17 protein-coding genes are annotated in these 18,734 nt (G+C 44.7%); 11 read left to right on the top strand and 6 right to left on the bottom strand.

Annotation, left to right across the window (positions count from 1 at the left end; translation table 11 throughout):
• Positions 1-89 precede the first annotated feature (89 nt).
• From pdxS to QXR92_05075, 11 genes are all read left to right on the top strand, one after another.
• On the top strand, positions 90-1,097 hold the full coding sequence (gene pdxS, locus QXR92_05125; GenBank protein ID MEM0319381.1) for a pyridoxal 5'-phosphate synthase lyase subunit PdxS: 1,008 nt from the start codon (positions 90-92) through the stop codon (positions 1,095-1,097).
• Between the two features lie 4 nt (positions 1,098-1,101).
• Positions 1,102-1,695, top strand: coding sequence for a pyridoxal 5'-phosphate synthase glutaminase subunit PdxT (gene pdxT / locus QXR92_05120; protein ID MEM0319380.1), 594 nt, complete (start codon positions 1,102-1,104; stop codon positions 1,693-1,695).
• A 7-nt stretch (positions 1,696-1,702) separates the two neighbouring features.
• A complete protein-coding gene (locus QXR92_05115) occupies positions 1,703-2,839 on the top strand; it encodes a hypothetical protein (protein MEM0319379.1) in 1,137 nt (378 codons plus the stop codon).
• A 299-nt stretch (positions 2,840-3,138) separates the two neighbouring features.
• On the top strand, positions 3,139-3,648 hold the full coding sequence (locus QXR92_05110; protein MEM0319378.1) for a type 1 glutamine amidotransferase domain-containing protein: 510 nt from the start codon (positions 3,139-3,141) through the stop codon (positions 3,646-3,648).
• Between the two features lie 157 nt (positions 3,649-3,805).
• Positions 3,806-5,452 (top strand): ABC transporter substrate-binding protein, encoded by a 1,647-nt coding sequence (locus QXR92_05105; GenBank protein MEM0319377.1) that lies wholly within the window; start codon positions 3,806-3,808, stop codon positions 5,450-5,452.
• A gap of 31 nt (positions 5,453-5,483) precedes the next feature.
• Positions 5,484-6,500 carry an ABC transporter permease gene (locus QXR92_05100; GenBank protein ID MEM0319376.1) on the top strand — a complete coding sequence of 339 codons (1,017 nt, stop codon included), beginning with the start codon at positions 5,484-5,486 and terminating at the stop codon, positions 6,498-6,500.
• Between the two features lie 11 nt (positions 6,501-6,511).
• A complete protein-coding gene (locus tag QXR92_05095) occupies positions 6,512-7,378 on the top strand; it encodes an ABC transporter permease (protein MEM0319375.1) in 867 nt (288 codons plus the stop codon).
• 6 nt (positions 7,379-7,384) lie between these two features.
• On the top strand, positions 7,385-8,338 hold the full coding sequence (locus QXR92_05090) for an ABC transporter ATP-binding protein (GenBank protein MEM0319374.1): 954 nt from the start codon (positions 7,385-7,387) through the stop codon (positions 8,336-8,338).
• 6 nt (positions 8,339-8,344) lie between these two features.
• Positions 8,345-9,325, top strand: coding sequence for an ATP-binding cassette domain-containing protein (locus QXR92_05085; GenBank protein MEM0319373.1), 981 nt, complete (start codon positions 8,345-8,347; stop codon positions 9,323-9,325).
• Positions 9,326-9,373: 48 nt separating this feature from the next.
• The gene (locus QXR92_05080) at positions 9,374-9,562 is read left to right on the top strand and encodes a tautomerase family protein (protein MEM0319372.1); all 189 of its coding nucleotides are present in this window, start codon (positions 9,374-9,376) and stop codon (positions 9,560-9,562) included.
• Between the two features lie 274 nt (positions 9,563-9,836).
• On the top strand, positions 9,837-11,255 hold the full coding sequence (locus QXR92_05075; protein MEM0319371.1) for an MFS transporter: 1,419 nt from the start codon (positions 9,837-9,839) through the stop codon (positions 11,253-11,255).
• A gap of 31 nt (positions 11,256-11,286) precedes the next feature.
• Here the strand turns inward: QXR92_05075 and QXR92_05070 are convergent, their stop codons facing one another.
• Genes QXR92_05070 through QXR92_05045 form a run of 6 tightly spaced genes read right to left on the bottom strand, consistent with a single transcriptional unit; the run spans position 11,287 to position 18,635 of the window.
• On the bottom strand, positions 11,287-12,753 hold the full coding sequence (locus tag QXR92_05070) for a Ni/Fe hydrogenase subunit alpha (GenBank protein ID MEM0319370.1): 1,467 nt from the start codon (positions 12,751-12,753) through the stop codon (positions 11,287-11,289).
• On the bottom strand, positions 12,746-13,765 hold the full coding sequence (locus tag QXR92_05065) for a F420-nonreducing hydrogenase (protein MEM0319369.1): 1,020 nt from the start codon (positions 13,763-13,765) through the stop codon (positions 12,746-12,748). The genes QXR92_05070 and QXR92_05065 overlap by 8 nt, the downstream gene beginning before the upstream one ends.
• Positions 13,758-14,192 carry a hydrogenase iron-sulfur subunit gene (locus tag QXR92_05060; GenBank protein ID MEM0319368.1) on the bottom strand — a complete coding sequence of 145 codons (435 nt, stop codon included), beginning with the start codon at positions 14,190-14,192 and terminating at the stop codon, positions 13,758-13,760. The genes QXR92_05065 and QXR92_05060 overlap by 8 nt, the downstream gene beginning before the upstream one ends.
• Positions 14,189-16,138, bottom strand: a complete 1,950-nt coding sequence (locus QXR92_05055) for a CoB--CoM heterodisulfide reductase iron-sulfur subunit A family protein (GenBank protein ID MEM0319367.1) — start codon at positions 16,136-16,138, stop codon at positions 14,189-14,191. The genes QXR92_05060 and QXR92_05055 overlap by 4 nt, the downstream gene beginning before the upstream one ends.
• The gene (locus tag QXR92_05050) at positions 16,135-17,547 is read right to left on the bottom strand and encodes a CoB--CoM heterodisulfide reductase iron-sulfur subunit A family protein (GenBank protein ID MEM0319366.1); all 1,413 of its coding nucleotides are present in this window, start codon (positions 17,545-17,547) and stop codon (positions 16,135-16,137) included. Before QXR92_05050 ends, QXR92_05055 begins: the two co-directional genes overlap by 4 nt.
• Entirely contained in the window at positions 17,544-18,635 is a 1,092-nt protein-coding gene (locus tag QXR92_05045) for a 4Fe-4S dicluster domain-containing protein (protein MEM0319365.1), read from the bottom strand. Before QXR92_05045 ends, QXR92_05050 begins: the two co-directional genes overlap by 4 nt.
• Positions 18,636-18,734 lie beyond the last annotated feature (99 nt).

Genomic DNA, 18,734 nt, shown 5'->3' with positions numbered 1-18,734 from the left:
ACAAGGAATAAAAGAGTTTCTCAGAAGAAATTGAACGTTCAATTAAGTATATTTATTTTCTTCAATTTACCTCTTAATCAGTGAGGGAATTGAAACTCATAGATTCGTATGTCTATTTGGATAGATTGAAGGAGCTCATCTATTCCCTTCTTGAACAGAGAGATCTCATAAAAGAGGAGGGAAAGGAGCTCTTCCCATTAAGAATTTCCACTCCGCTTGTTAACTACGGATTTGTGTCCATGCTGAAGGGTGGGGTGATAATGGATGTTACAAATGAGAGACAAGCTGAAATTGCTGAGGATGCAGGAGCAGTTGGAGTGATGGTCCTCGATAAGCTTCCCTACGATGTCAGAAAGGCAGGAGGAGTTGCGAGGACCGCTGATGCTTCCATTATAAAGAGGGTAATGGACAGCATAACGATTCCCGTTTCAGCCAAGTGCAGAATTGCTCATGAATGGGAAGCAAGAATATTGGAGGAGCTCGGTGTCGATCTAATTGACGAGAGCGAAGTTCTAACACCAGCAGATGAGTCTGCCCACATTGATAAATGGAAGTTTAGGACGCCGTTTGTGAATGGGGCTAGGAATCTTCCTGAAGCCCTCAGGAGAATTGAAGAAGGAGCAGCAATGATAAGAACGAAAGGTGAGCCGGGAACAGGAAATGTTGCGGAGGCCGTGAAGCACATAAAGCTGGTTAACAGAGATATCTCCATCCTTAGAGGATATGCCCAGGCAGGAGATTTTGAGGCGATTCTGTCATATTCAAGGCAAAACCAGGTAAACTATGAGCTCGCTCTTCTCACTGCTAAGCTTGGTAGGCTCCCAGTAGTTAATTTTGCTGCAGGTGGAATAGCCACTCCTGCAGATGCTGCCCTAATGATGTGGCTGGGGGCAGATGGAATATTCGTTGGTTCTGGAATATTCAAGAGCGCGGATCCTGAAAACAGAGCGAGAGCGATAGTTATAGCAACTACTCATTGGGATGATCCTGAAGCAGTAGCAGAAGCACAATCAATGGTCTCAGAGAGAGGAGCTTTGGAAGGTATAGACTTGAAGCAGCTGAGACCTGAAGAGCTCATGCAGGTTAGGGGGGTGTAATAAATTGAAGATTGGAATTATAGCTGTCCAAGGAGACTTCCTTGAACATGCAGAAATTGTCAGAGAAATTGGAGGTGAACCTGTTTATGTGAAGAAACCTATGGACTTGGAGGGAATTGACGCCTTGATAATTCCCGGGGGTGAGTCTACTTCTATTGGTAAATTGCTGTCAAGAGCAGGATTGGAGGAGAGAGTTAGAGAACTAGCATTAGAGGGAATGCCTGTGCTGGGAACCTGTGCTGGAGCAATTTTGCTAGCCAAGAGGGTCACAGACAGAAGAGTGGGAGAAGTTAAGCAGCCTTTGCTCGGCGTTATGGACATTTCGGTCGTGCGCAATTTTTACGGTAGACAGAGAGAGTCGTTTGAAACATCTGTAGAAGTGGAAGGGGTTGGGAAAGTGAGGGCAGCTTTCATAAGGGCCCCAGCTATAGATCAAGCTTGGGGCTCAGCTAGGATAATATCTTATTTGGACTTCCCCCCGTATGGAAGAACGGGTGTTGCCGCAATTCAGAAAAATGTCATTGCTGTGACCTTTCATCCAGAAATAACGGGAGACTACAGCCTTCACAGGTATATTTTAACTTTGGGGAAGAGATGAACTAGTAGTGGATCAGGGTTCGATTCTGACTGAGTGCCTGTCTTGTGGAATAACTCGAGAAGGGATCTATCTCAGCTGTGAGAACTGCGATGGAGTTCCCATTCTGAGGATAAGGGAATTGAAATGGAGAGTCGCACAGAACGTTCCTAACATATGGAGATATTCTTCGATGCTTCCTAATTTTGTGCGCAAAATAAGCCTTGGCGAAGGAATAACTCCGATAAGAAAAGCAGGTGATGTCAGAGTAAAGCTTGAAACTAGAAATCCCACTGGTAGCTATGCTGATAGGTCCTCTGCGATGATTTCGAGCTATATCCTCTCAAGCGAGCCAGGAAAGGCTGTGAGGATAAGCTACTCAAGAGATTTCACATACTCTCTCGTGAGCTACTTGATGGGAATTGCTGATGTTGAGGTAATTTTAGGAGATCCAGAGCAGGTGGATCCGGATGAGGTTCTACTGTTAACAGAATTGGGAGCAAACATCACTTTCAATGTTTCTGGGGGATATCTAAGCTATGCTAACCCCCTTACCATAGAGGGTCTAAAGACAATAACATTTGAGTTATTGGAGAGAGGATTTCGTGAGGGAAAAGTCTTTGTCCCAGCGGAAACAGGATTGTTAGCTCTCTCGATCTGGAAGGGAAGGGAAGATCTAAGACAAGCTGGCGTGGATTCGAACATAGAAGTAGTCGCTGTTCAGCTTGAGGGAGGACAGCAGCCAGAGATATTGAAGCATATAGATGATGTAAGAGTAGTTAATGTTAGCAGAGAGAAAGCGCTTGGCGAGATGATTGAGCTAGCAAAAGCTGGAATAAAGACTAAGCTGATTTCTGCTGCATCCCTTGCTGCTCTTAGGGAGAGGAAGGAGAGAAAATCTATAGCAATAATAACTGCTGCTAGCAATAGACCGAAGCCATTAGGAGCAAGAAAATCTAAACTAACAGATGAGATTGTTGAAGTTCTAAGGGAAATTAAAGAGGGCACTGCCTATGAGGTATGGGAAAGATTGGGAAAATATACACTTAGGGGGGTGTACAAGTCTCTGGTTTCTTTGGAGAGGCTGGGGATGGTTGCTTCAATGTATAAGATGGATGGAAAAAGGAAGAAGAAGATCTATTTTTTGTTGAAAAATGAGAGCGCTTAGGCTTGCTCAAAGCTCATTTCTTTGCACTTTTCAGAAGACTTAGTCGTTTGATTTTATTCTTTTGTTGGTTCGGCCACTTGCTAAGACCGGGGAGCATTGTTCATATACTTAGCATATATACTCGGTTCAATCTTGGATGCTCTGCTGCATTTTTCCATGAAGTTAGAATTGAAGATCCGGCTTGATATAGCATTTGAAGAGTGCTGGTAATGCTTGATTGACTATTGTTAAGAGCTCTCTCAAAATACATATATCATGAATTTTACTTCAACGGCTGGAAATATAAATTGGTGAATAGAATGGGGAAGAAAATCCTAATCATTGTAGGTCCTGAATTCGAGGATATAGAGGCTCTATATCCATACTATAGGCTTCTGGAGAAGGGATATGATGTTACGATTGCTGCCCCTTCTTCCGGAGAAGTTGAGGGGAAAAACGGTTACAGGTTGAAGGCGATATCCATGAAGGATGTTGATCCTTCAAAATTTGATGCGCTTGTTATACCAGGAGGAAGGGGGCCGGAAAGAATAAGGGTGAGAGCAAGGGAGGATGCTATCAGAATAGTGAGACATTTTATTGATTCAGGAAAGCCTGTAGCAGCCATCTGTCATGGACCACAGCTTTTGATAACAGCAGAAAGAGCTAGAGGGATGAAGCTAACAAGCTATCCAGGAATTGCTGATGATCTGAGGGCTGCTGGAGCCGAGTGGATCGATGAGAAAACAGTAGTGCATGGAAAGGTCGTTACTGCAAGAATACCTGATGATCTTCCACAATGGATGGAGGCCTTCCTAAAAATTATTGAATAATTTTCAAAAAAGTACTTTTAAAAATTATTTTTTTCAAGCTGATTACTATTATTTAATAAAAAAATAGAGACAAAAGTTTATAAATAAAAACTTTTGAAAGCTTTAACCACATGAATCCCACGAAAATAGGAGAATATTTGGAGGGAGTTATATTAAAATGTCTCGAAAGAGGGGAATATCATCAGCAGCCCTAATTGGAATAGTTGTAGTTATACTGGCAGTGGTAGCTGTTGGAGCCTATCTAGCCACAAGAGGAGGCGGAGCTCCCACAACAACTACTACAACAACTACTTCTCCAACAACAACACAAACAACCACACAGACTACAACAACAGCTCAAGCTAAGGCAGCAATAGTAATAGGCGTAACGGACAAGGTAACAGATCTGGATCCAGCGAATGCATATGATTTCTTCACATGGGAAATACTCTACAATACAATGGAAGGTCTTGTCAAATACAAGCCGGGAACTCTAGAGATTGTTCCAGGTCTCGCTGAGAACTGGACCGTCAGCTCAGATGGAACAATATGGACGTTCAAGCTTAGACCAAACCTGAAGTTCTCCGATGGAACTCCCCTAACAGCAAATGATGTTGTTAGGAGTATAAAAAGAGTAATAAACATAAACGGGGACCCAAGCTGGCTTGTAACGAGCTTTGTTAAAGATGTGGAAGCACCAGACAATCTAACTGTCGTTTTCCACTTAAAGATACCATGCAGCTATTTCCTTTCTGTCCTGGCTACTCCACCCTACTTCCCAGTGAATCCGAATTATCCCAATGATAGGTATGTGAGCGATGCTCTGTGGGGAGGAGCTGGTCCATATAAAATAGCAAACTTCACCAGAGATCAGGAGCTGGATCTAGTCCCCAATCCATATTACTATGGTCCAGCCCCCAACAACAGCAAAGTCATCATAAGATTCTACAAAGATGCTTCTACTATGAGAATGGCTTTGCTATCAGGGGAGATAGATATAGCCTGGAGAACTCTGCTTCCTGCTGATATTGTTGCACTGAGCAAGCAGAGCGGCATCAATGTAATAAGCGTGCCAAGCACGTTCATAAGATACCTTGTTCTCAATGTTAACATGAGTCCGACGAACAACCTTTTGGTAAGGCAGGCAATAGCTGCAGCCATCAATAGAACCCAAATAATAAGCACGGCCCTAATGGGAGCAGGAACACCGCTATATAGCTTGATACCAACATCTATGTCCGCATATAAGCCAGTTTTCCTGACATATTACGGTGATGGGAACTTATCACTTGCTAGACAGCTTCTTTCACAAGCTGGATATAGCGAAACTAACAAGCTACAGCTAACATTGTGGTACACTCCAACGCACTATGGCGATACTGAAGCCAGTGTGGCAACATTGATAAAGCAGGAGCTTGAGGCGACGGGAATGATAGCTGTAACTTTGCAGAGCGCGGAGTGGGGCCAATACGTGCAGAATGCAAGGAGTGGCCAGATGGGTGCCTATTTGTTGGGATGGTATCCAGACTATTTGGATCCAGATGATTATACAACACCATTCCTGCACACTGGGGACAACAAATGGCTTGGCAATCAGTACTCCAATCCTCAGATGGACAAGCTACTAGAGCAAGCCCAAGTAACTGTGGATGAAGCAGCAAGGAATCAGATATATGCTCAAGTTCAAAACCTTCTTGCTCATGATGTTCCAATCGTGCCGCTGTTCGAAGGAAAGCTATATATTGCTGCTAGCAGCTCAATCAGTGGAATAGTCCCAAGCCCAACAATGATATTGATGTATAACTCAATTACGAAAACAAAGTAATTTTTTTCAGAGTATTTTTTTGGTGGTCCTTGTGGGCGGGCTCGCAAGATATTTGATTATCAGAGCTCTTGTCATAATTCCAAGCATATTAATACTTTACACGCTTGTCTTCATAATTCTCAGGATCCTACCTGGAGATCCTATTTTAGCAGTCTTGGGAACAAAGAACATACCGCCAGATCAGCTTGAGAATCTCAGAAGGATGGCTGGACTTGATAAGCCACTATATGTGCAGTACTTTGAGTATCTTTTTAACGTGCTGAGAGGAGATTTCGGCGTAACTATTACCTTTCCAAGTGGAGTGCCAATTTCCACATATATAGCCCAGAGATTCCCAGCAACCCTAGAGCTCGCAATTTCAGGATTCATTGTGAGCATTGTGATAGGGCTTGGAACTGGAACATTGGCAGCTATAAGGAAAGGTACCAAAACTGACGCTGCATTGAAGTTCTACAGCATAGCAGCCTATGTAACATTCATTCCCCTGCTGGGAATGGTTCTTCAGTACGTATTTGGTGTGTATCTCAAGTGGCTTCCCATAGCTCAGAGGATAGACCCTGGACTGGCCCCAAGAACTATAACGGGGCTTTATGTTCTAGACAGCGTTCTGACAGGAAATTGGGCAGCGCTGAAGAGCTCGATCCTTCATTTGATACTTCCCAGCTTAACTCTTGGAATAGTGCTCAGCGGAGCCTATACAAGGCTGCTGAGAAACAACATGGTTGAGGTACTGAGCTCAGACTTCATTAGAAACTATTACTCCAGGGGAATAAGGGAAAGGAAGATTTATTGGTATGCTTTGAAAAACGCTTTCCTGCCTGTTGTCACTTATATGGGCCTGCAGTTTGCCATATTGCTTGGAGGGATGGTGCTGACTGAGAGCACTTTCAGCTGGCCAGGAATGGGAACGTTCATCGTGGAGAGGTTGGAGTACAGAGATTATACAAGCATACAGGCTGCCATAATATTTTTCGCATTCATCGTTGGATTGATCAGCCTCATAGTTGATGCTCTCTATGCGCTCCTCGATCCCAGAATAAGGTACTGAGGTGAACAAAAGTGGAGATCTGGTCAGAAGGGCTGAGCAGAGCTCTAAAGAAGCTTGGTGCGGTAATACCAAAGAGCGTTATGTTCAAGGTAGGTCTCCTGATCATTCTCGCTACATTATTCATTGCTGCTGCAGCTCCTCTGATTTCTCCGTACGATCCAACCAAAGCTACATCGGAGATCCTTCTTCCTCCCTCTCCTTCACACCCAATGGGAACTAACCAGATCGGCCAAGACGTCCTTTCTAGGGTAATATATGGCTCCAGAATCATATTATTGGTTGTTTTCAGTGCTACACTAATTTCAATGGCTGTGGGAATTCCAGTTGGAATATACTCGGGCTTCATTGGAGGAAAGGCGGATAGAGTACTGAGCATGATTATGGACAGCATTTATGCTTTTCCATCTCTGATACTTGCTATAGCAATTGCTTCCGTTCTTGGTCCAAGCCCATTGAACACTGCTATTAGCTTGGCAGTAGTCTACATACCAACGTATTTCAGAATGACCAGAGGTCAAACCCTGAGCTTAAGAGAGCAGTTATTTGTTGAGGCAGCCAGAAGCATGGGAGCCAGCAAATGGCATATAATGAGGAGGCATATTTTCCCAAACTTGCTTCCAACAGTTCTAGTTGTTTTCACTCTTAGCGCAGCAGATGCGATAATAACGGAGGCAGGCCTAAGCTACCTGGGATTATCAGTGACTCCTCCAACTCCAGATTGGGGATATGACTTAAGGGCGGGTCAGGGATACTTCACAATAGGATTCTGGTGGATCAGCTTCTTTCCAGGCATTATGATAATGCTGCTAGCCCTTGGTTTCGCTCTGATAGGAGAGGCACTTGGTGAGAGATTCAGCCTAGCTTCGGCAGGAAGGTGAAGGGCCATGGTACTTCTGCAAGTGAAGAACCTCGAAGTCACATATTCTACCCTTGGAGGTAAGCTGAAGGCTATAGAGGGGGTCTCATTCTCTATTGAACAAGGTGAATGGTTAAGTGTAGTTGGGGAAAGTGGATCGGGAAAAAGCACAATGGCATATGCGATTATAAGAGCTGTTCCACCTCCTGGAAAGATAACCGGTGGAGAGATCCTTTTCAATGGAAAGGACATTCTCTCGCTCGACAAAGAGGAGCTGAGAGGAATAAGAGGAAAGGAAATTTCAATGGTGTTTCAGGATCCCATGACGAGCCTTGATCCCCTAAGAAAGGTAGGAGATCAGATGATAGAAGTGGTATTAGAGCATGAAAGCGTAAGTAAGAGAGAGGCTATGAGGAGAGTGGAGGAGATTGTAAGAAGTGTTAATCTTCCTCCCCACGTTCTGCAAAGCTATCCTCACCAGCTCTCAGGTGGGCAGAGGCAAAGGATAATAATAGGAATGGCGATGTCCCTAGAACCAAAGCTCTTGATAGCTGATGAACCCACAACTGCTCTAGATGTAATAGTCCAGGAGGGAATAATGGAATTGCTTCAGAAGATGAAGAACAGGGGGACATCGATATTGTTCATAACACACGACTTCTCTCTCGCATCTGTTTGGAGCGACAAAATAATGGTGCTCTATGCTGGCAAGCTTTCCGAGCTGGGAAAGACAAACGATATAGTTGAAGATCCTCTTCATCCGTATACGAGAGGTCTCTTGGATAGCATTCCTGATCTGTGGAGTGATAAGAAGGTTATACCGATACAGGGAAATCCTCCAGATATGAGATCCCCTCCTCCTGGATGCAGATTCCATCCAAGATGTCCAAAAGCGATGGAAATATGTTCAAGAGAGGTACCCCCTCTCCTGAAGCACGATGGAAGAGAGGTCTCATGTTGGCTTCATGCTGTGAGGAAGTGATAAACCGTGGATAGCGAGCCAATATTGGAGGTCAGAGATCTCAAGAAGTACTTCGAGTTCTCCTCACTCATTGGAAAGGCGAAAGGCTTCGTGAAAGCAGTGGATGGAGTCAGCTTCAAAATCGAAAAAAATGAGGTGCTCTCGCTGATAGGAGAAAGCGGATCGGGAAAAACAACGACCGGAAGGCTAGTTCTGAGGCTCATTGAGCCGACTGCTGGAAGCATTAAGTTCATAGGAAGAGAAATAGTGAAGTTGAAGGAGGAAGAGATGAGAAAGTTGAGAAAGGACATGCAAATAGTTTTTCAGGATCCCTATGCCAGCCTCAACCCGAGGATGAGGATAGGGGATGCAGTTGCAGAGCCTCTCATCATAGCTGGGCTAGCAGACCCAGAGGAAGCGAGGAATATTGCCATTGAAATGCTTGAGAGGGTCGGCCTCTTCCCTGGAAGAGAGATGGCACAGAGGCTCCCTCACAACCTCTCTGGAGGTCAGAGACAGAGGGTTGCTATAGCCAGGGCCATGATAACTAGGCCAAAATTCTTGGTAGCAGATGAGGCTGTGTCCATGCTTGATATGTCAATAAAGGCATCCATAGTATCTCTTCTGGAAAGCTTCAAGAAAGAGAATGGTCTCTCAATGTTGTTTATAACTCATGATATATCCATTGCTAAACTGATATCGGAAAAGGTTGCCATAATGTACCTTGGAAAGATAGTGGAGATGGGGAGCATTGAACAGATAATATCATCTCCGGCACATCCATACACCAAAGCACTGCTGGAAGCCGTACCAAGCATAAGCAAAAGAAGGGTTGAGAAGACTATTGAGTTGAAGGGAGAGATGCCTGATCCCCGTAATCCACCAAAAGGATGCAGGTTCAGCAACAGATGCCCCTTTGCTGGAACCATTTGCATGAAGGAGGAGCCAATGCTAGAGGAAATAGAAAGGGGACACCTAGTTGCTTGCCACTTTCCATTGAAAAGGTAGGAAAAAGTTCTTATTTGCATTTTTCCACCAAGAGAATTGGAGATGAGCATGCCAATTGTACAGATTACGTTATGGCCTGGAAGAGATGCAGATACTAAGAGGAGAATAGCGGAGGGAATAACGAAAGTGCTAGAGGAACAAGGCATACCGAGAGAAGCTGTTACTATCATCTTCTATGAAGTCCCAAAGGATAGCTGGGCAAGCGGGGGAGTCCTCCACTCTGATAAGTTCAAGTAGTTTTATTCTAATTTTTTGAAAATTCAGAGAAAGGGAATTCTCTGTTTATAGAAGTTGTCTGAAGGCTCCAGTAGAATTTATTGGAAGGAAGAAGATGCAAGAATGCTGAGAAAGGATTAAGCTTTTTTCCTAAGGTCATTTTTATCCGGCAAAAATGAAAAATCTTAAAAGCGCATTTTGTTTAGAACCTTTTTCTTGCACTTCATGATAAGGATATGAAGAGCAGTAGTGCGTGAGGGGAGATTGAACGGAAGAAGATAAAAAAAGAATTTTGATGATCCTCTCCGTCACAACTCTCGCAAGCTTTCTAACAGGATTTAATGCGAGGCTGGCTGTAGTAGGTCTTCCCACAATTGCAGGAGATATCAAGGCTGACATATGGAGTATGGTCTGGATAATACAGGGATTCATGCTTGGATCCACTGTTTTTCAATTAATAATAGGAAGGCTGTCAGATCTCTATGGTAGAGTCAAGCTGTTCTTGCTGGGAATAGTGATCTTCACAGCAGGAGCTCTGTTATCTGGACTTAGCTTTGTTCCAAAGATGCTCATAATTGCTAGAGTAGTTCAGGGGACTGGTGGAGCCATATTGATGAGCCTCTCCATAACTATCCTGACAGATAATGTTCCCCCCCATAGGCTTGCAACCTGGCTAGGTGTAAACCAAGTAGCATGGCGTGTGGGTGCTCTTCTAGGTTTGACGTTGAGTGGTTTCATAATAGATGCTCTCGGGTGGCAGTGGATCTTTCTTGTTCAGGTTCCAATGGGAATTGTCATTCTGCTGTGGTCAAGAAACAGGTTAAAGGAATTCTACGTACCAAAAGAGGGGAAAAAACTGGACACATGGGGATTTGCTCTATTCACCGTCTCTCTGACTCTCGCTCTAGTAGCTCTTACAATGTTTGGATATGGTTATAGGGATACCTCAATTTTTCTTCTCACTGTCTCTCTAGTTTCTCTGGCATTCTTCGTGATAGTTGAGCTCAAGCATGAGGCACCTGCTCTAGATCTCAGGCTCTTTGGGATATGGCAGTTCACTGGAGGAATAATAGCTCAATTTCTATATTCCATAGGCTTTGGAGCATCGCTCACATTGCTAGCCATATACATGCAAAGCGTTCTTGGATATTCACCAAGTTATACTGGAATGCTCCTAGTACCATATGAGGTCAGCTTCCTTATCTTCGGGCTAGTGGGAGGTAGGCTCTCAGATAAAATAGGATATGCCCCCGTGACGATAGCTGGACTCTCCTCAGGAGCGTTTGCCCTCTTCCTGCTCTCAAGGTTCTCGACTATAGCTCCAATAGTAGCAGCAGAGGTAATTCTCGGTGTAGGAACTGGCCTATTCGTATCTCCCAACACAAGCTCCGTTATGACAGCTGTTTCTCCGCAGAGGAGAGGTGTTGCATCATCAATTAGAAATGTTTCCTTCAATGTGGGCTTTGTTCTCAGCTTAAACTTGGCGATTTTGACAATGACGCAGGTGCTTCCATATAATGTGGCATCGCACCTAATCATTCTGGGAGGCTATAATCCTGGAGATTCCTTGATAAATGTGGAGCTGAGCGAGCTAGGAGCCGCCATAAGACATTCCTTTATTGTCCAAGCCATTCTGATGGCGCTGGCCATACCATTCAGCCTCAGCAGAATAGGTCGCAGAGCTCATCCATCTGAAAAAGGGAAAAGCGGTTGAGATATAGAATCTCGTTGGAAATTTTTAGCTTCTATCCATTCGGGTGCAATATTTTCTTCAGATTTCCTCTCTGATCATATAAATAAAAGGAAAGCGGCATGCTTCCATACTCATGAGTAGCGCATGCTAGACATGGATCATATGCTCTGAAGGCCATTTCAACCATATTGAGAAGGCCGTCACTTATTTCTCCTTTTCTAATTAAGCTTCTGGCCGCTTTGTCAATTGAGAGAGATATTCTAGCTGCGTTGTGCTGCGTAGCAACAAGCAAGTTGGCTCTTTTTATAACTCCGTTTTCATCTGTTTCATAATGATGTATGAGTGTCCCTCTAGGAGCCTCCACAGCTCCAATTCCAACACTTGGCTCCGAAAAATTTGTGTTTCTGATATCCTTGCTCTCTATTTCGGGGTCCTCTGATAGCTCCTTGACTCTCTCGGCAGCATATATCATCTCTATTACCCTTGCCCAATGATTTGCAAGGGTATAATGCACCGGCCTTCCGCCAAGTGATTCGTACATTTCCTCAAAGGCCTCCTGAGCGATAGGAGTTGCCATTCCCTCAGAAGCGTTGAGCCTGGCTAGGGGGGCAACACTATATATGCCGCTGTTCTCACCATCAATAAATCCCTTCCACCCAACCTTTCGCAGATAGGTGAATGTGACATACGTCCAAGGCTCAACGCGCTCTGAAATATGCTCTAGATATTTGCTGGGGTGGAATTTAGCTATCTCTCTTCCCTTGGGATCAATAACCCTTATTAGCCCATCATAAAAATTCACCCTGTTTTTCCCATCAACCATCCCCATATAGTAGGTTCTGTGGGTATAGGCTTCACTCTCAATCAATTGTAGATAGCTTTTGTTTCCCAGAACAATCTTTTTGAACATTTCTAGAGTGATGAGGGAGAGGCTGAGAGCTTCGTCTGCTAGAGCTCTAATTTCTTTTACCTGTTCAATGCTTAGTGGTCTCGAAATTCCTCCAGGCATACCGAAGACTGGGTGAATGGTCCTTCCTCCTATAATCTCCATCATCTTCCTTATTCTCTTTCTGATCGTTATGATCCTCAGCACGAGTTCCTTGCCGACCTTATTCATGACTCCAACTATGTTCCTTTCAGCCCTAGGAGCATCTGGCCCCACTATGAAGTCCGGTCCGCTAAGAACGTAGAAGTGAAGTGCGTGATCCTCAAGCATAAATAGATTGTAGAACATCTCCCTTATCTTCAGGGCTGGAGAGGGGGGAGGGGCTTTATATAGATCATCTAGAGCCTTTACTGATGCTGTATGATGAGCTGTTGGACAAACACCGCATATCCTTGGGGTTATGATTGGCGCATCCTCAGCATGCCTTCCCTGCAGGAACTTTTCAAATCCCCTGAGCTCCGGCACCTGAAAATATGCTCTCAAGCAGTTTCCCTCATCATCGAGAATTATGGCTATTTTTCCGTGCCCTTCTAGTCTAGTTATGGGATCGATCACAATCTTTCTGCTACTCATCTATCTCGGCCTCCTCCTGCCTTTTTGTCTTTTCTCTCCTCACTCTCCCTCCCAGCTTTGAGGCAGGTAGAGTGTACTTGTACACTACTCCCACCCAATCCTTTATTTTACTGTAAGCACGCTCCAGCTCCTCTTCTTCAGCAGGGGAATAGTCCATTATTGTTCCTATGAATGAGATGGCCTTTCCTCCGTAGTCAGCTATTCCATCTAGTGGACCAAAGCATCCTGTACACTGCATGGCGGCCTTAATGCATAGAGCTCCGCATCCTCCCCTTGTAACTGGTCCAAGACAGAGAAGGCCCTGGGTAAGCAAGCACTTCTTTGCATCCGCTATAGTTTCGTGAGGTCTTTTAAGCTCCTTCAGCAAGATCTTCTCAGGCTTGGTTGAATTCAGTGGACATTCATCGCATAGCGACTTGTCTGAAGCACCGATTATGCTTCCTTTTGGAGGCAGCTTTTCGCTTATTAGAGCCTTTAATGCATTCTTGAAGACTTCAGGTGTAGGAGGGCAGCCTGGAATATAGTAATCAACATCTATGACAGCATTTAGAGGAAGGAGAGAGTCTAGGAAGGCTGGAAGCTCCAGATTTGCTCCCAGCTTGGTGAGCCTCGTTCTCTCAGCAGGAACTGCATGCGTAGGATTGTTGATGGAAGGCGGATCAAGGTATTTTGCTCTTAAAATCTCTTCCTTATTGTACAAATTTGAGAGGCCTGGAATTCCTCCCCAGCTAGAACATGTTCCGTATGCCACTACAATTTTGGACTTTCTTCTCAATAGCTTAACCATTTCTTCGTGCTCGCTCAGTCTTATTCCCCCATTTATTAGAGCAACGTCAACAGAAGCATCTGGCAGCCTCTCAACATCTTCCTTTTTGAAATCTGTTGCTACGGGGCAAAACACGAGATCGGCTGATTCGAAGAACTCCACCAGCTCCTCCGAGAGATCAACGAAAGATTCTTCACAGCCTCCGCATGAAGCACACCAATACCATGCTACTTTCAGTTTATTCAACCTTTATCCCCTCTTCGTCCCTTCTGAGCGGGCCAAGCCTCTTGAGATCCTCCGTCATGCTCCTCACTACTTCTACCCACTTCCTCGCTTCCGAGGCTGAGATCCACTCCAGTCTGAATCTCTCCTTCTCGACACCCATGGATTCCAGCACCCTTCGGAGGAGCATGAATCTTCTAAAGGCTCTGTAGTTCCCTTCTTGATAGTGACAATCTGAGGGCGGATGGCACCCAGCAACTATTACCCCATCCGCCCCATTAGCTATTGCCTCTAGAACGAATTGGGGATCTGCTCTACCAGAGCACATGAGCCTAACTATCCTCACGCTGTCGGGCTGCTGCATCCTGCTAGTCCCAGCCAGATCAGCTGCTGCATAGGTGCACCAGTTGCAAACAAAAGCTACTATTCTGGGAGTCCACTCTCTGTTCATTTCCCTTCGACCTCCGATAAAGCGGATATCTGAGCTCTTATCTGAATGTCCTTGAAACCCAACTGCTGCATTGCTCCAGACGGGCACGCTGAGGCGCATGTCCCGCATCCCATGCAGAGAGCATCTTCCACTCTTGCCAGTCTATCACCTTCCTTTTCCTCTATCGAAATGGCATTATAGGGGCATGCAGAAATGCAGATCCCGCAGCCGCTGCATCTTTCTTCATCAACCTTGGCTATCATTGGTTCAGCAACAACTTCTCCTCTACTAATGAGGGCCATAGCCTTAGCAGCTGCAGCACTCCCGGAAATTATGCTCTCTCTTATGTTCTTGGGACCTGAAACAGATCCTGCTATGTATATTCCTCTGGTTGGTGATTCGACGGGGGCAAGCTTTATGTGGGCCTCCCTCAGAAACCCCTCCTCTCCACATGTTGCCCTTGTAACAGCAATGACGTCTCCCAGATCCCTTGGAGGAATCATTCCGGTCGAAAGGATGACAGCGTCTACCGGTATTCTTATGCTTTCCTGCAGAAGGTAATCGGTGACTTCTATGAATACTCCCTCGGGTGTAATTTGGACCTGTGGAGGTTCTCCCTCGTACTTTATGAACTTTATCATTCTCTTTCCGGCTTCTTCGTAGAGCCCCTCATCGCTCCCATAGGTCATTATATCTCTGTATATGAAGAATATCTCAATTTCCGGATGTTTTTCCTTCAGCCTTATGGCATTGGTTAGAGCAGATGTGCAGCACATTCTCGAGCAGTAAGGTCTTGATGAGGGGGTTGTGCTTCTAGACCCCACACACTGAACAAAAGCTATTGTCTCTGGAATCTTCCCTCTTACAATCGGCTCCCCCCTGGTGGGACCATCCTCGTCAAGCAATCTTTCTAGCTGGAAGAGAGTCAGCACGGAGTCACTCAAGCCATATCCAAACTCGCCTTTGGAGGGTCTGTAGGGATCATAGCCTACAGCTATGATGAGAGCTCCGAATTTGATCTCAATTAACTTCTCCTCCCCATCTAGATCTATAGCTTTTCTCCTGCATGCTCTAACACACTCTCCGCACTTGACGCAAACTCTATCATCTATAATATAGCCCTCTGGGTATGAGCCGGGAAATGGCTTGTAAATTGCCTTTCTCCTGCTCAGAGAGAAGTCATATTCATTTGATATTTCTATGGGACAAGCATCTTCGCATTCCCCACACTCGTTACATCTTTCATTCACATGTTTTGGATGAATTCTCAGCTTTCCCGTGAAGTTCCCAGCAAATCCCTTTAGCTCAATGAGCTCAGCTTGAGTGAAAACATGTATCCTTGGATTTCCCCTTATTCTCTCGAACATCTTTTGAACTATTTCTTTACCCCTTATTCCAGGAGAAATGTAACCTATGACTGCAGATTTCCCTCCTAGAATGGGCTTTCTCTCGACAAGATAGACCTCAAAGCCGTATTCTGCCAGCTCTATAGCTGCTCTCATTCCAGCAACTCCTCCGCCCAAGATCATGACGTTTCTTGTAGTTGGGAAAGTTTTCTCTTCTATTGGCTCCAAGTACCTTGCCTTGGAAGCTGCCATTCTGACTATCTCCTTTGCTTTCTCTGTCGCCTTTCTTCTGTCTGAATGTATCCAAGAGCAGTGCTCTCTTATGTTGGCCATTTCTAGTAAGTATTTGTTGAGTCCTGCAGATTCGAGAACTGATCTAAAAGTCTGTTCATGCATAGATGGAGAGCATGCTGCTATAACTATTCTGTTAAGTTCTTTCTCCTTTATGTCCTCCTTTATGAGATTCTGCCCAGGCTCAGAGCACATGAAAACATAATCTCTCGCTACGATGACGTCGGGAAGAGATGCTGCATATCTCGCGAGCTCTTCTACGTCCACAGTTCCTGCTATGTTAAGACCGCAGTGGCAGATGTAGATGCCTATCCTTGGCTTCTCGCTCAACTTCCAGCACCACCTTTTTGCTTAGCGATGAGGGCTGCTCTAGCAGCAGCTGCACTGGCCTCACTGACTGAATCGGGTATATCCTTTGCTCCAGCTGCCACTCCAGCCACGAATATTCCATCGACTGTTGTAGAAACGGGATCTATGTAGGGATCTTTAAGCTTCACGAAGCCATCCTCATTCGTTTCAACTGGGATTATTGGATAGATCCTGTTTGGCCTAATTGCTACTGCCAGGACCACCAAATCGTAGCTCTCTCTCTTCAGGTAGCTATGGGAGGTGTCCTCATATATGAGCGTGAGATCCCTAGAGCTTGGATCCTCCTCAATTCTAGCAACTTTTCCTCTAACATATTTAATGCCAAACTCGTTCTTTGCCCTCTCTATGAACTCGTTGAATCCCTTGCCAAAAGCTCTGATGTCCATGTAGTATATAGTGCAGCTCACATTTTCCAAGTGTTCCTTGGCAAGAACTGCTTGCTTGGTTGCTGCCATGCAGCAGAAAGATGAGCAGTAGTGGTTGAACCTTATATCTCTGGAGCCTACGCATTGAATCCATGCGATTCTTCTCGGGGGCTTCCCATCGCTTCTCCTTAATATCAATCCTCCAGTCGGTCCCGTAGCTGAGAGCATTCTCTCGAATTCGAGGTGAACAAAAACGTTTTGATATTTCCCATAGCCATACTCGGGAACATTCCGAGCATCATAAATTTCCATACCAGTTGCAATTATCACGGCGGATGCTTCAATAATGACTTCCTCTGATGCATCGCTGAACTTTATGGCTCCTGCAGGACAAAATCTCTCGCAAATGCCGCAGATCGCTCTCCCCCCAGCTCTTTCTTTCAGTTTCTGAGGGGGGTTCAACCTCAAGCAATTCGCTGCATCTATAACCGCCTTTCTCGGAACAGCTTGGGGAAAAGCTATGAAGATTGCTTTTCTCTTGCTCATTCCTAGATTGAACTCATCTGGAACTTTCTGGGGGCACTTCTCTATGCATGTGCCACATCCAGTGCACTTTTCCCAGTCTACATAGCTTGGATGCTTGAGGATTCTGCAATGGAAGTTTCCGGCCTTCCCATCTATTTGCTTTAACTCAGATAGCGTGAGAATTTTTATGTTTGGATTTCTCTGCACAGATGCCATTTTGGGCGCAAGAATGCATGAAGCACAATCAAGGGTTGGAAATGTTTTGTCTAGAAGGGCCATTTTTCCTCCTATGCTCGGATTTCTATCTATGAGGTAGACCTTAATTCCTTGCTCTGCCAAATCGAGAGCTGCTTGGATTCCTGCTATTCCTGCTCCTACTACTAGAACAGGCTTCGAGCTATGCGCGTTAGTTCTCAATTTTAAGCTAGATGCATTCCGCAACTCTTGAGAGGAACTGAGATCTTTCAATGGAAAAATCAAGGATTGGCACCTCTTATCTCATTGATCCAAATAGCAATTGGTCTGTAGACGGAATGGGCAAACTTGGTGAATGGGGCGAGAACGATCAAATCGAACACGGATATGAGATGAGCAGCATATGTGAAATATGCAGCAAGGGGGATGTTGAAGTATATGAATGCATCGAGGAGAAAGCCGGTAATCCCTGCTATGAGAAGGAGAATGAGAAAGAGCCAGTCAGAATATGTGCTCTGTCTAATGAAAGCTTCATCCTTTCTCAGCCTCTTGTAGATGTAGTAAGAGCTCCCATATATTAGAAAGGCCCCAGAAATTAATCCGACCGCTCTGGGAACGTATGAGCTTATACCAAGAGCAAAAATATCGCTTACATAGTGAATGCTGCTAGCTACAAACAATCCTATGAATCCCCAGAAAATGGAGAGATGAGCTATATACCTAGAGAGATAGTTGGAGCATCTTTTGAAATTCAACTGAATTAATCCAGCTAATATAATAACGCTCAATAACTTGCTAATTTTTTCCATGCTGCCTACACTCTTGGGATGCTCTTTCATTCTTCCTAGCTTCCTGTACATCTGTAACAGGCTATATGCTGCTATGACAAGTATGAATGCTGCTAGGATGACTCCAAGAGCATGTATGGTTGAGTACGGGATGAGGGAGTATATATTGACCTCGGACATATTTGGAGTTCCTCTGAGCAGATAAAGCGCAGCAGATGCAAAAAAGGAGATGAATAGAATGAGCGGAATTGATGTTCTGCCGAAATTGAAAAGTGAAGCCACTCTTCCAGGAGAGAACTGGATTGTTTGATACCTTCTTACAGCTGCCATCACGTCTCCAGGATTAGCTTCTCTGGGACATGATGCTGTGCACTCACCACATCCGTGACAGAGCCATGGTGTGGGATCCGAAATGATCCTGTTTGCTATTCCTAGCTGAGCATATCTTATAGTTCTCCTGAAGCTGCTCTGAAAGATCTCGGAAATGGGGCAAATTGCTGTGCACAGACCGCATTGATAGCACTTCAGAAGACCGATGCCTCCCAGCCTACTTATTTCCTCAACAACCTTTGATTTTGGAACCACTGTTTGGTACATATATTATAATTTTACTAAAATAAATATATAAGAATTTCTACATATTTTTTGAAATTTTTTATCTTTTCCCTATTATAGAAATTTTTA

Source organism: Fervidicoccaceae archaeon, from assembly GCA_038734945.1.
In the GTDB taxonomy this organism is placed as follows: Archaea; Thermoproteota; Thermoprotei_A; order Sulfolobales; family Fervidicoccaceae; genus ARK-14.
Note: the sequence above shows the minus strand (reverse complement) of the source record. Positions and strands in the feature narration are given on the sequence as shown.

Excerpts from the sequence above, each read along its gene's own strand:
- QXR92_05110 (MEM0319378.1), top strand. The coding sequence starts at position 3,139 with ATGGGGAAGAAAATCCTAATCATTGTAGGTCCTGAATTCGAGGATATA.
- QXR92_05105 (MEM0319377.1), top strand. The coding sequence starts at position 3,806 with ATGTCTCGAAAGAGGGGAATATCATCAGCAGCCCTAATTGGAATAGTT.
- QXR92_05090 (MEM0319374.1), top strand. The coding sequence starts at position 7,385 with ATGGTACTTCTGCAAGTGAAGAACCTCGAAGTCACATATTCTACCCTT.
- QXR92_05080 (MEM0319372.1), top strand. The coding sequence starts at position 9,374 with ATGCCAATTGTACAGATTACGTTATGGCCTGGAAGAGATGCAGATACT.
- QXR92_05075 (MEM0319371.1), top strand. The coding sequence starts at position 9,837 with ATGATCCTCTCCGTCACAACTCTCGCAAGCTTTCTAACAGGATTTAAT.
- QXR92_05070 (MEM0319370.1), bottom strand. The coding sequence starts at position 12,753 with ATGAGTAGCAGAAAGATTGTGATCGATCCCATAACTAGACTAGAAGGG.
- QXR92_05060 (MEM0319368.1), bottom strand. The coding sequence starts at position 14,192 with ATGAACAGAGAGTGGACTCCCAGAATAGTAGCTTTTGTTTGCAACTGG.